General features: G+C 30.7%; 9 protein-coding genes. 3 read left to right on the forward strand and 6 right to left on the reverse strand.

Translation table 11 applies throughout. The annotated features are described in order from the left end of the window. Nucleotide 1: 1 nt before the first annotated feature. Nucleotides 2-313: a DUF1348 family protein gene (locus ACKVOD_RS03665; RefSeq protein WP_409208134.1), complete on the reverse strand. Its 312-nt coding sequence runs from the start codon at nt 311-313 to the stop codon at nt 2-4. A 418-nt stretch (nt 314-731) separates the two neighbouring features. Here ACKVOD_RS03665 and ACKVOD_RS03670 point away from each other — a divergent pair, with 418 nt between their 5' ends. After that, entirely contained in the window at nt 732-1,619 is an 888-nt protein-coding gene (locus ACKVOD_RS03670; RefSeq protein ID WP_409208126.1) for a carbon-nitrogen hydrolase, read from the forward strand. A 2-nt stretch (nt 1,620-1,621) separates the two neighbouring features. Next, nucleotides 1,622-2,662, forward strand: a complete 1,041-nt coding sequence (locus ACKVOD_RS03675) for an agmatine/peptidylarginine deiminase (RefSeq protein ID WP_409208127.1) — start codon at nt 1,622-1,624, stop codon at nt 2,660-2,662. A gap of 35 nt (nt 2,663-2,697) precedes the next feature. Here ACKVOD_RS03675 and ACKVOD_RS03680 read toward each other — a convergent pair whose 3' ends face one another. From ACKVOD_RS03680 to gyrA, 3 genes are all read right to left on the reverse strand, one after another. After that, nucleotides 2,698-3,198 (reverse strand): CAP domain-containing protein, encoded by a 501-nt coding sequence (locus tag ACKVOD_RS03680; protein ID WP_409208128.1) that lies wholly within the window; start codon nt 3,196-3,198, stop codon nt 2,698-2,700. A gap of 281 nt (nt 3,199-3,479) precedes the next feature. Continuing rightward, nucleotides 3,480-4,754, reverse strand: a complete 1,275-nt coding sequence (locus ACKVOD_RS03685; protein ID WP_409208129.1) for a tetratricopeptide repeat protein — start codon at nt 4,752-4,754, stop codon at nt 3,480-3,482. A gap of 27 nt (nt 4,755-4,781) precedes the next feature. Continuing rightward, a complete protein-coding gene (gyrA, locus tag ACKVOD_RS03690; protein ID WP_409208130.1) occupies nt 4,782-7,397 on the reverse strand; it encodes a DNA gyrase subunit A in 2,616 nt (871 codons plus the stop codon). Between the two features lie 261 nt (nt 7,398-7,658). Between gyrA and ACKVOD_RS03695 the strand changes: the two genes are divergently transcribed. Further along, nucleotides 7,659-10,208 (forward strand): ATP-dependent Clp protease ATP-binding subunit, encoded by a 2,550-nt coding sequence (locus tag ACKVOD_RS03695; RefSeq protein WP_409208131.1) that lies wholly within the window; start codon nt 7,659-7,661, stop codon nt 10,206-10,208. 34 nt (nt 10,209-10,242) lie between these two features. Here ACKVOD_RS03695 and gpmI read toward each other — a convergent pair whose 3' ends face one another. Together gpmI and ACKVOD_RS03705 are read right to left on the reverse strand one after the other, a co-directional pair. Further along, nucleotides 10,243-11,760, reverse strand: a complete 1,518-nt coding sequence (gene gpmI, locus ACKVOD_RS03700; protein ID WP_409208132.1) for a 2,3-bisphosphoglycerate-independent phosphoglycerate mutase — start codon at nt 11,758-11,760, stop codon at nt 10,243-10,245. A 148-nt stretch (nt 11,761-11,908) separates the two neighbouring features. Continuing rightward, on the reverse strand, nt 11,909-14,299 hold the full coding sequence (locus tag ACKVOD_RS03705) for a DUF5916 domain-containing protein (protein ID WP_409208133.1): 2,391 nt from the start codon (nt 14,297-14,299) through the stop codon (nt 11,909-11,911). Nucleotides 14,300-14,485: the final 186 nt, after the last annotated feature.

Genomic DNA, 14,485 nt, shown 5'->3' on the forward strand with positions numbered 1-14,485 from the left:
ATTAAAATTTTAGAATCTGCTTAATTTTTATAACTAAATTTAAAGACTTTAAAAAATCCTTCTGTTTTTTTTCTTCTATTGGCAAAACATTAATACTAGCAAAACGTTTTTCCATTAAACCATTACAATCAAATTCCCAGTTTTCATTGACATAAGATCTAAACCATTGCCCTTCAGCATTATGATATTTATATTCGAAACGAACTGCAATTCTATTATCATAAAAGGTCCAAAGTTCTTTTTTTAATTTATAGCTTATTTCTTTTGACCATTTTACTCTTAGAAATTCAATTACTTCGTTTCTTCCATTTATAAAATCGGTTCAATTTCGCCATTCAGTATTTATGGAATATGCAAAGAAACCCTTTCAGGATACTTGCTTTTCCGTGCATCTTCTGCCATTTGATTTTTTCTTATAGCAGTTTCAGCCGTAAACGGAGGGAGCGGTAGTTTTTGTTCCATTTTGTTTCAAATTTAATTTACTAATCATAAAGTTAGCCAATTAAATTATTACTTAATTTAATATTTATTCTTTCAAAAAATAAGTAACAAATACTTATTTAAAAAAATCGAAATTGTTGATTTTATAAAAAAATGGATTAAAAAAAACATAAGTAAAACTAAAATAAGAAACAAAAATTAAAAATAGTTTTAGTCCCTGTAAAAAAGACAATCGCCCTATTTACTAGTGATTATAAAATTCACTATTTTTGCAATCTAAATTTTGCCTTATGCCAAATAATAAATATAAAATAGCTGTAATCCAATTAAATTTAAATGATGTTGCCGAAAACAACTTGAAAAAATGTTTAAGTTGGGTTCGTCAAGCTGCAAAATTAGGTGCCGAAGTAATTTCATTACCCGAATTGTATAGTAGCCATTATTTTTGTCAAAGCGAAGACGTGGAAAATTTTGCATTAGCAGAACCTTTATACAGTACTTCATTTATAGCTTTTAGTGCATTGGCAAAAGAATTAGAGGTGGTAATTATCGTTCCATTCTTCGAAAAAAGAATGGCGGGTATCTATCATAATAGCGCCTATATTATTGATACGAATGGTTCTGAAGCAGGTTTGTATCGAAAAATGCATATCCCAGATGACCCCCATTTTTACGAAAAATTTTATTTTACTCCAGGTGATTTAGGCTTTAAGGCATTCCCAACTCAAAAAGGAAAAATTGGCACACTAATTTGTTGGGATCAATGGTATCCTGAAGCAGCTCGATTGACAGCTTTACAAGGTGCCGAAGTGTTATTTTATCCAACTGCAATTGGGTGGCATCCATTAGAAAAAGAACAATATGGTGTAAACCAACATGAGGCCTGGATGACTGTAATGAAAGGTCATGCTGTTGCTAATGGTGTTTATGTTGCAGCAGCCAATAGAATAGGTCTAGAACAATATATTAAAGGCACTGCAGGAATACAATTTTGGGGATCTTCTTTTATTGCAGGTCCGCAAGGTGAAATTTTGGCGCAAGCCTCACACGACCAGGAAGAAATCTTGATTGCCTTGGTCGATTTGGATTTACAAGAAAATGTACGCCAGAATTGGCCGTTTTTTAGAGACAGAAGAATTGATGCTTTTGGTGATATTACAAAAAGAGCAATCGACTAATTATGAGTACCAACAACAGAAGATTTCCGGCCGAATGGGAAAAACAAGAAGGTATTTTGCTTTGTTTTCCGCATAATGGAAACGATTGGCCAGGAAAATACGAAGCCATTCAATGGGCTTTTGTAGAATTTATTAAAAAAGTAGCCACTTTTGAGCAAGTTTTTTTAGTAGTTTCCGATGAAAAGCTAAAGACTAAGGTATTAGAAATGCTAGAAACAGCTGTCGTTCAAACAAGTAAAGTTTCATTTATAATCTATAAAACCAACCGAAGCTGGATGCGAGATTCGGCCCCCATTATTATAAAAAATGGAATAAAAAGAGAAGCTTTAAACTTTAATTTTAACGGTTGGGCAAAATATAAAAATATTCAACTTGACAAACTAGTTCCTGCTAAACTGAGTGAATTTCTTAAACTGCCATTGACTCAAGTAATTTATAAAGGCAAACCTGTTATTGTAGAAGGCGGTGCTATTGATACTAACGGAAAAGGAACCTTGCTTACTTCGGAAGAATGTTTAATGCATCCTAATATACAGGTTAGAAATCCCAATTTTACTAAAGCAGATTATGAAGCTGTTTTCAAAGAATATTTAGGTATCACAAACGTAATTTGGCTAGGTGAAGGAATTGAAGGTGATGACACTCACGGACATATTGATGATTTATGTCGATTTGTAAACGAAGATACTATTGTTACAATAATCGAATCTAACCCAAAAGATAAAAATTACAAGCCTCTACAAGATAATTTAAAAAGGCTTAAAAAAGCAAAATTGCAAGATGGAAAAACTCCTAAAATAATAGAGTTACCCATGCCTAAGCGCATTGATTTTGACGGATTGAGATTGCCCGCTAGTTATGCAAATTTTTTGATTCTGAATAAATGTGTTTTGGTACCGACTTTCAATGATTTAAATGATAGAAATGCATTAAATATTCTTGCTGATTGCTTTCCCGATAGAGAAATAATTGGGATAAGTTCAGTTGACTTAATATGGGGTTTTGGAACTTTACATTGTTTAAGTCAGCAAATTCCTGAATAATTTTAAAATACTATTTTAAGGTGTTTTTAATCCAATTAAATTTTCACAAATATATTAGTGTAGTATTTTTTTCCTTGAGCATTAGTTTTAATTGCTATTCCGAAATGTGTATAATCACCAACTATGTTCTCTTTGTGTGAAGGACTATTCAACCAAGCAGTTACTGCGGATTGTGGGGCGTTATAGTTATAAGCAACATTTTCACCTACTCTTTTTGCTCCTAAAACTGAAATTAAGTTCTCAGATCTTTCAACAAAATTATTGTGATTAACTACATTATTAACTATCATATAATCATCATGTTCTTCAGATTTGAATGATACATGATTTATTTGTTTTAATGGTAACAAACCTACACTTACTCTGTATTCATTGATGATATTCATAGCTTCTAACTCTGATGAATTATAGGAATAATTCATCACTTTCTGATTAGAAGTTTCTGAAGTAGTCGTTTCTGAACTATCAGAAGAACATGAATTCATTGTGAATATTATTGCAACTAGCAACAATACTCGAAGTAATTTTGCTTTCATAATTTAGTAGGTTTTAGTTTAAAGTAGAATGTGGGGCAAACTCTTTATAGTTATTATTAAATTAAAGTAGATTGTGGGGCAAGCTTCTTTAAGAGTATAATATAAGAACGTGTTTTTTATTTTGTTATGTAAATATAGAAATAAAATCGTTTAAAAGCGAAATTTAATCGATTAAATACACAAAAATAATATATATTAACTATTTTACTTACAAAAATAATATTGAATAAAAAAAATCCTATTCAATTAAGAATAGGATTAAAAATATAAAGTAAAAAAATTTATTTTACAGCATTAGCTTTTTCTTTCATATCTAAAGTTTTGTAAACTTTAATTAAAAGATATTTAATATCTTCATTAACAGAATCTATAGTATATGCTTTTTCTAATAAAGGTAGTACCTCTGTTAATAAAATATTCTCTGATTGCTTTTTTAAATAATCATATTTTTTCATGTCAACTGCAGAAGCTCCAAGTTTATTCATTTCATCAACAATCTTATTACGTCCGTCTAATTTTAGATTAGCTAAATTTAAATAAGCTACACTATAATTTGGATTTGTTGAAATAGCTTGCTTATAAAATTTTTCAGCATCTGCATACTCTTTATTTTTGTGACTAGCAACACCAAGATTATAAATTAGTTCAGCATTATCTGGATTTTTCTCTAGAGCAGAAGTAATTAATTTTTTATACATGACCATGTCATTCTCTTTATAATATAATTCAGATTCCAACAAAATTAAAGAGACATTATCAGGACTTTCTTTTATTGCTTCTTCAAAGGCTACTTTTGCTTCAGCAATTTTACCTTTTTCGGTTAAAATTAAAGCTATATTCTTATTGATTTCTGGTCGTCTGGATGGTGATTTTTCATCTCTAGGTTCACTATATATTTTTAATTTTACTCTAGAATCTCTGTCTGCTTTTGCACTAGGAGTTGTTCCAAAAAAATCTTCTTTTTCAGTTACTAAATTCTTAGCATAGTATTGAGTAGCTTCACCTGTATAGTTATAATTTTTAAGTTCTTGATAATATTTTAATGATAAATCATAATCTTTATCATTAATAGCATAGGAAGCTGCAAAATATAATTTTTCTAAATCACTTTTATCTAGCTCATAGGCTTGAAATAACAAAGAAGAGGCTTCTTTAAACTTTTTTTCAGCAGATTTATCAATTGCTAAATTTATAATTTTACTTTTTATATCAGCAATAGATGTTTGTGCTTGACTTGAAAATTTATCTTTTCCTGAAGTTTTTTCAATACCTAATAAATCTCTGTAGGCAATAGATGCTAAAGAAAGATTATTTTTCACATCTATCTTTTTATTAGCCAAATCAAGTAAAGCGTTTCCTTTTACAAAGAAATATTGGGCTTTTTCAGTATCAGGAGCTGCGGAAATTAATGATTCAGCTGTTTGTAAAACCGTTAATGCTTCTTGAGAATTACCTGCTTTTAATGCTTTTTCTGCGGCTTTTATTTGGTCTTTTTGAGCAAAAGTCACAAATGAAAACAAAAGTGCTGGTATTACTATCAAATTATTACTGTTCATATTATTTTATTTTACTTAATTTTAAAATTATTCATCATCCTCATCAGAATCGTCCTCAATATCTTCTTCTAATTCGTCTTCAGTAGCATCTTCCTCATCTTCTTCGGTTCCATCATCCTCAAGAACTTCTAATACTGGTTTAACTCTTTCAATAGTAGTATCTTCGATAATATTACCATCTTCGTCAACTAAAACTTCAACAACATCATCTTTCATTACTTTAGTAACCGCAGCAATAGAATCATTTCCTTTGATATTAATCAATTTCACACCTTGTGTTGCTCTTCCCATGACACGCAAATCTTCAACTGCCATTCTAATAGTCAATCCTGATTTGTTGATAATCATTAAATCATCTGCATCGGTTACACTATTAATTGAAATAAGCTTCCCTGTTTTTTCAGTGATGTTCAATGTTTTCACACCTTTACCACCACGATTAGTAATTCTATATTCGTCAATACTTGATCGTTTACCATAACCGTTTTCAGCAACTACAAGTATTTCGCTTTCCATATCGTTTACAGAAACCATTCCAATAACTTCATCAGTTTCATCTTTTAAAGTAATTCCACGAACTCCAGAAGCTGTTCTTCCCATTGGTCTGGTTTTACTTTCTTCGAAACGAACCATTTTTCCAGATCGAACGGCTATCATTATCTGACTGTTACCATTAGTTAATTCAGCAGCTAATAGCTCATCGTCTTCTTTAATAGTTATAGCAGCTACACCATTAACTCTCGGTTTAGAATATTTCTCCAAAGATGTTTTCTTAACCTGTCCTTTTTTTGTAACCATAATTAGATTATGGCTATTTGTATATTCTTTGTCTTTTAAATCTTGAGTACAGATAAATGCTTTTACTTTATCATCACTTTCAATATTAATTAAGTTTTGTAATGCTCTACCTTTTGCGGTTTTGCTTCCTTCAGGAATTTCATAAACTCGCATCCAGAAACATTTCCCTTTCTGAGTAAAAAACATCATATATTGGTGATTGGTTGCAACATACATATGTTCTAAGAAATCTTGATCTCTTGTTCCTGCACTTTTTTGTCCAACTCCTCCTCTATTTTGTGTTTTGTATTCTGTTAAATTTGTACGTTTGATATAACCAGCATGCGAAATGGTAATCACTACATTCTCATCGGCAATCAAATCTTCGATACTTACATCTCCTCCTGAATACTCGATTAATGAACGACGTGCATCACCATATTTATCACGAATTTCGATAAGTTCCTCTTTGATTAATGCAATTCTTAAATTCACATCAGCTAATAAAGCTTGTAAATGAGCAATTAACTTCATGATTTCTTCATATTCAGCTCTTAACTTATCTTGTTCAAGACCGGTCAACTGACGCAAACGCATTTCTACAATAGCACGAGATTGAATATCAGATAATTTGAATCTTTCTATTAATTTTTCTCTTGCCTCTTCTGTGTTTTTTGAAGCTTTGATTAGTGCAATTACTTCGTCGATATTATCAGAAGCAATTATTAAACCTTCTAAAATATGAGCTCTTTCCTCCGCTTTACGTAAATCAAACTGTGTTCTACGAATCACAACATCATGACGGTGTTCAACAAAATAATGAATCATATCTTTTAGATTCAACATTTGCGGACGACCTTTTACTAAGGCAATATTATTTACACTAAAAGAAGATTGTAATTGAGTAAACTTGAAAAGCGTATTTAAAACTACATTAGGTGTTGCATCACGTTTTAGTATATAAACAATACGCATACCATTTCGATCAGATTCATCACGAATATTGGCAATCCCCTCAATTTTCTTATCATTTACTAAATCAGCTGTACGTTTAATCATATCAGCTTTATTAACTTGGTAAGGGATTTCAGTAACAATTATACTTTCTCTTCCATCGACTTCTTCAAAACCAACTTTGGCACGCATTACAATACGTCCTCTACCAGTTTTAAAAGCTTCCCTAACACCTTCGTAGCCATATATTGTTCCACCAGTTGGGAAATCTGGGGCCTTAATATGGTTCATTAATTCATCTATTTCAATATCATTATTATCAATAAAAGCTAAAGTTCCATTGATAACTTCGGTAAGATTATGAGGTGGCATGTTGGTTGCCATACCTACAGCAATTCCTGTTGCTCCGTTGATCAATAATGTAGGAACTCTTGTTGGCATTACTTTAGGTTCATATAAAGTATCGTCAAAATTCAATTGAAAATCGACTGTTTCTTTCTCAATATCAGCCATTATTTCTTCCGAAATTTTGCGCATTCTAGCTTCGGTATAACGCATTGCAGCTGGACTGTCTCCATCTACAGAACCAAAGTTACCTTGCCCATCTACTAGTAAATAACGTAAACTCCATTCTTGGGCCATACGAACCATAGCATCATAAACAGATGTATCTCCATGGGGGTGATACTTTCCTAAAACCTCTCCAACGATTCTTGCAGACTTTTTGTGCGCAGATTTTGAAGTTACTCCTAAATCATACATTCCATAAAGCACTCTTCTATGTACTGGTTTTAAACCGTCTCTAACATCAGGAAGTGCTCTAGACACAATTACAGACATCGAATAATCGATGTAAGCTGATTTCATTTCATCTTCAATGTTAATAGGAATTAACTTTTCTCCTTCTGACATAAGTTGTAAATATTTAATAAATTTATTTCAATTTCAAAACGTGCTAATATACATCTTTTAGATTTTTTAGACGGCATTTTAGCTTTCAAATTTAAACGATTTATTAACAAAAATATGTTGTTTTTTGGTTAATAAATTATATTGTTTTTAACATATTTATCATTCTTTTTTTGTCAATTAGCAATTATAAGCACAGAATGGGTACGATTATTGTTTTTCATATTCATATTCACTAAATTTACCTAATAAATCAAACATGTTATGGATGATAATTTTTCACCAAGAGTAAAAGATGTAATTACATATAGTAAGGAAGAAGCACTGAGATTAGGGCATGATTTCATTGGCACTGAACATCTTATGCTAGGAATTTTAAGAGATGGTAATGGAAAAGCAATTAATATTTTAAATAACTTATCAATTGATTTAGATCATCTTAGAAAAAAAGTAGAAATACTAAGCCCGGCAAGCCCAAATTTAGAAAGTAACATTGAAAAGAAAAATTTACATTTAACTCGACAAGCTGAACGTGCATTAAAAACAACTTTTCTTGAAGCAAAAGTATTTCACAGCACTTCTATTAGTACGGCACATTTATTATTGTGCATTTTAAGAAATGAAAATGATCCAACAACCAAGCTATTGAATAAACTAAAAATAGATTATGATGTAGCTAAAGAACAATATTTAAACATGACGCCAAACGAAGAAGATTTTATTGATAACTTGCCAAAAAACGAATCTTATAATGAAGATTCAGGACAAGATGACAGCTTAAAAGAAAACAGCTTTAACAATCCAGTAAATAAATCAAATAAAAAATCTAAAACTCCTGTGTTAGACAATTTTGGTAGAGATCTAACCGAAATGGCAGAAGAAGGAAAATTAGATGCTGTAGTTGGACGAGAAAAAGAAATTGAAAGAGTTTCTCAAATTTTAAGCCGTAGAAAAAAGAACAATCCATTATTAATTGGAGAACCTGGCGTTGGGAAATCAGCTATTGCCGAGGGATTAGCTTTAAGAATTATTCAAAAGAAAGTTTCTAGAATTTTATTCAATAAACGCGTAGTTACTTTAGATCTTGCAAGTTTAGTTGCAGGAACTAAATATAGAGGACAATTTGAAGAGCGAATGAAAGCTGTAATGAATGAATTAGAAAAAAATGATGATATTATTCTTTTTATAGATGAAATTCATACCATAGTTGGCGCAGGAGGTGCAACTGGTTCACTCGATGCTTCAAATATGTTTAAACCTGCTTTGTCTAGAGGGGAAATACAATGTATTGGAGCTACAACTCTTGATGAATACAGACAGTATATTGAAAAAGATGGTGCATTAGAAAGACGCTTTCAAAAAGTTGTTGTTGAACCTACATCTATAAGTGAAACTATTACAATATTAAATAACATCAAAGATAAGTACGAAGATCATCACAATGTAACTTATTCAAATGAAGCCATAGAGGCTTGTGTTAAATTGACTGATCGGTATATGTCAGATCGATTCTTGCCGGATAAAGCAATTGATGCTTTAGATGAAGCTGGATCTCGTGTACATATAGTAAATATTGATGTTCCAATACAAATATTGGAATTAGAAAAAAAGTTGGAAGATGTACGCGAATTAAAAAATTCTGTAGTAAAAAAACAGAAATATGAAGAAGCAGCAAAACTTCGTGACGATGAAAAAAGAATTGAAAAAGATTTAGCTATAGCCCAAGAACAATGGGAAGAAGATGCTAAAAACAATCGTATTGAAGTAACTGAAGATAATGTTGCCGATGTAGTATCCATGATGACTGGAATTCCTGTAAATAGAATTGCACAAACTGAAAGTAACAAACTCGCTAAACTACCTGAACTTATTGAAGGTAAAGTTATTGGGCAAAAAGAAGCTGTTTTGAAAATTGCACGTTCTATTCAAAGAAATCGAGCTGGATTGAAAGACCCAAACAGACCTATTGGTTCTTTTATTTTTTTAGGTCAAACAGGAGTTGGTAAAACACAATTGGCCAAAGTTTTAGCTAAAGAATTATTTGATTCTGAAGATGCTCTCATAAGAATTGACATGAGCGAATATATGGAGAAATTTTCCATCTCTCGTTTGGTTGGAGCTCCTCCAGGATATGTTGGTTATGAAGAAGGTGGACAATTAACTGAAAAAGTACGTCGTAAACCATATTGTGTTGTATTGTTAGACGAAATCGAAAAAGCACACCCTGATGTATTTAATATGTTGCTTCAAGTTTTGGACGATGGATACTTAACCGATAGTTTAGGAAGAAAAATTGATTTTAAGAATACTATCATCATCATGACTTCAAATGTAGGAGCACGTCAATTAAAAGATTTTGGGCAAGGTGTTGGTTTTGGTACTGCAGCCAAAGTAGCTCAAGCTGATGATAATTCAAAAAGTATTATTGAAAATGCCTTAAAAAAAACCTTTGCTCCTGAATTTTTAAATAGAATTGACGACGTTATTGTATTTAATTCTTTAGAAAAACATGATATCGATTTAATTATTGAAATCGAATTGAAAAAATTATATGATCGCATCAATGAATTAGGATATCAATTAAATCTTTCTGATACTGCAAAAGCATTCATTGCAGAAAAAGGATATGACAAGCAATTCGGTGCTAGACCACTAAAAAGAGCCATTCAAAAATATGTTGAAGACATCCTAGCTGAAGAAATTATTACTTCAAAAGTTAATATTGGCGATGCTATTTTTATCGATTTGAATGGCGAAACTCAAGAATTAACAGTAAAAGTTAAAAAAATAGAAAAAAAGCCGTCTCATAATTGAGGCGGCTTTAATTTTACATCTTAATCAATTGAACTTATAAAAGTGAGTTACAAGTCATAACAGCTGGCTTTTTCACACCCATCAATTCTAGAATTGTTGGTGCTATATCTCCCAAAACACCATCATGAATTTCTTTTAAATCTTTATCTACCAAAATAATTGGAACTGGATTTGTTGTATGCGCTGTATTTGGACTTCCATCAGGATTAATCATAGTTTCGCAATTACCGTGATCAGCAATAACAAGGGTTGTGTAATTATTTTCAAGAGCAGTTTCTATTACTTCTTTTACGCAAGCATCAACTGCTTCACAGGCTTTGATTGCAGCATTCATATCACCAGTATGACCTACCATGTCGCCATTTGCAAAATTAAGACAAACAAAGTCAACTTCAGCTATATTTAATTCAGCAACCAAAGCATCTTTAAGTTCGTATGCACTCATTTCTGGTTGCAAATCATAAGTAGCTACTTTAGGTGAATTTCTCAAAATTCTTGTTTCTCCCTCAAATGGCAATTCTCTACCTCCTGAAAAGAAGAAAGTAACATGTGGGTATTTTTCAGTTTCTGCTATTCGAATTTGTTTTTTGTTAGCTTTTTCTAAAACCTCTCCTAAAGTCTCAGTAATGTTATCCTTATTATAAACCACTTTTACATTTTGGTAAGTTTCATCATAATTGGTCAAAGTAACATAATACAAATTGAGCTTATGCATGTTTTGTTCATGAAAATCTTGTTGTGATAATGCTTCTGTTAATTCACGCCCCCTATCAGTTCTGAAATTAAAGAAAATAACTACGTCATCATCTTCAATAGTTGCCAAAGGTTTATCATCATCGCCAGTTACTACCAATGGTGTTATAAATTCATCTGTAATATTATTTAAATAGCTTTGTTGTATTGATTCAACTGCATCTTTTGTATGAGTTCCCGTTCCGTTTACTAATAAGTCATAAGCTAGTTTCACTCTTTCCCAACGCTTATCACGATCCATAGCATAATAACGACCAATTACCGTAGCAATTTTCACTGTCGTCTTTTCTATGTGTTGTTCTAGATCTTGAATATATGTTGCCCCAGATCTTGGATCAACATCTCTACCATCTGTAAAAGCATGAACAAATACGTCTTTTAAACCATATTCTTGAGTTGCATTAATTAATCCTCTCAAATGTGATGTGTGAGAATGGACTCCTCCATCTGAAACTAAACCTAAAAAATGAACTTTTTTATTGTTTGCTTTAGCATAATTAAAAGCATCAATTAAAACTGTTTCTTTAGTTAAAGTATTATTGGCAACTGCAAGATTAATTTTCGCTAAATCTTGATATACAATTCGGCCTGCACCCAGATTCATATGTCCTACTTCACTATTACCCATTTGACCTTCAGGAAGTCCAACATGCAGACCATCAGTCCTTAATTGAGCACTTGGGTATTTTGTATATAAACTATTTATAAAAGGTACTTTGGCATTGTCTATTGCTGAAACTTTTGGGTCTGGAGATTTTCCCCAACCATCAAGTATCATAAGAATTACTTTCTTGTTCATTTAAATTATATTTATTTTATGCAAAGATAAAGTAATTTCAAAAAAAGTAGTGTTGAGATAAACTACAATTATATAATTATAATTTCAAAGTAAAAAAAATGATTATAGTATTGTAAATTTCTTTTTTACTTAAAAATAATTGAAATTTTTATTTACTTTTTAATTTATTGTAGTCAATAAAATAACGAATACTTATTGAAAAAATATTAGTTAGATCGGAATTGAAAATATCTTTAAGATTTGTATTTACATTTTTTTTAACTGAATCAGTTTGTTCTTGCCCATAATTACGATACAAAACTTTAACTTCACTTCCAGGAGCAAACCACCAGGAATAGGACAAATCAAAATTCCATAAATTATAATTCAAATCTTGATTTACATTGTAGGATTCATTTGGAGTTAAATGACCATTATTTTGTAAAATAAAAAAATCATGATTTTGAGAATAAGACCAATAATATCTTGCCGTTAAATTTATATTCATTTTGTTGGTTAGAGAATATTTACCTATCAACTCATGCTGAATAACCTCTTGATTACGTTCTCCAAAAACAATATTTGATTCATCATAATCATCCGAAAAAGCCCCACGATCATTTTTATAATTTTCATATTCAAAACGATAATCTAGTGAAAATTTTTCGTTAAACCTGTATTTTGCTCCTGTATTAAAAAAATAGGTTTGTCTATTCGTTTCATCAAATTTGTTAATAATAGCTTCTGTATAATAATTAAAAGATTTGTTAGGATTTGAAAAAAATTGAGCATAAACATATACACTTTTAGGAATAAAAACAAATTTTCCATTTTCTCTAGGCTCATAAAAATCAAATCTATCAATTGGGTTAATTTGAATTCCAGAACCAATAATATGATTTTTTAATGTACTTGCATTTATTGCTACTTTATAGTAACCTTCTTGCGTTTTCCCTGTAGTATTTTGTATTTCAGAATTAATTTCTTGAGTAATATTGAATGTGTTGAATATTTTGGTTGGATTAATTATTCTGTAACTCATTTCGCCATAACCACTATGATAATTATTATAAAAAATAATCCCTAAATCATTGATATCATAATTTTCAGAAAGGTATTTTCCTGAAAACAAATACCTATATTTTCCACTGGTTTTAGCAAAGTTTAATGCTGCTTTATAGCCATTGTAGTCATTAATATCGTTAATTGTGCTGTATTTAAAATCTCCATACAAATTATAAGTATTTGCTTTGGTATTTAAATCGAATAACAAAGCTGAAACATTGGCATCTCTATAGCTACCATTTCGGGATGTATTTGTATTGATTAAACTAACAGAAGAGTTTTGATTAAACCTTTGGTCAAGCACTATAATATTATAATTTGTTAAAGGCTCTATTACAGCTTTTCTTGTTTCGTTAGTTGTAGTATTAAGTATAGTTGCAAACGTTTTCTCGGTTACAGCATTTAAAACTCCTATTCCTAAACCATTTTCGGTTCTTCCCGAAACTTTTACTGCATTTATTAAATCTACAGAACTAGGATAATTGGTGATTTCTTCAATTTTAGCATCATACTCAGGAACTGTCGAGGGCTCTCCTCCAATTCGTCGAGAATAAAACAAATTACCTTTCGAAAACAGATCCGTTCCTTCGGTAAAAAAAGGTCTATTTTCATTAAGTTGCTGTTCAAATGGCTCAAGATTTAAAATGAGATTGTCAAATTTTGTTTGACCAAAGTCTGGAACCAATATTGCATCCAATGTAAATGAATCATTGATTCCGTATTTAATATCCAAACCTGCTTTAAATGTTTTATCTGAACCTAAATCGTTTTGTTGGTAATATTCTGAAAGATAAGGAATGAAAAAAAGTCTAATTGGAGGTTTAATATTTTCAATTCCCTCCAGAATTCCTTCTTGAGTAATAACTGCACCAATTTTAGCATCAACGGGATTCCAGGTATATTTTTGAACATCTCGTTTAATGTCTCTCATAAAATTCAAACCCCAAGTCTGTTTTTTTGATTTAGAAAAACGTAATGCGGCATACGGAATTCTCATTTCTACAACCCATCCAAAATCAGTAATTACAGCCTTACTTTCCCAAATGGCATCCCAAGTAAAATCTTCTTTATCCTCTGTTGCCAAACAATCTGATTGTACCCCTGCAGCACTTACAAAAAATCTAAAATCCTGTTGACCGTCATTAAATCCATTTATTGAAACTGAAAAACTATCAGAAAACCCAAAAACATCGCGGTTAGTAAGCTCGTTTGAAATTTTATTGGGTTCATCATCTAATAATCTAGCCGCAATATAAATAGCATTATTATCATAAAGTATTTTTACATCTGTTTTTTTAGAATCGGCAATTGGTTTTCCGTTATCTGGAGAAAACATTACAAAATCAGAGGCATTTGAAGCTTTATTCCAATCCTCTTCATCAATTTTACCATCAATGATTACTTTACCAATAATTGGTTTAGTCTGAAGAGTCTTTTTTTGAGCATGAGAATGAATGCAAAAAAAAAACAGGAAAGGAATTAAAAGTTTAGGCATATCTTAATTTTATTTAATACAAAAATAATACAATTAATCTCATAAAAAAAAAATTAGATTAAAAGATGTAATATTTTACGGTCAAAATAAATTATTATATATAAATTACATAAATAATTAATTTATTAATGATTATCCTCAATAAAACCATGAAATCCTTAACACAATATTAATAATGACACTTGG

The sequence above is a fragment of the Flavobacterium sp. genome (assembly GCF_046155325.1).
Taxonomy (GTDB): domain Bacteria; phylum Bacteroidota; class Bacteroidia; order Flavobacteriales; family Flavobacteriaceae; genus Flavobacterium.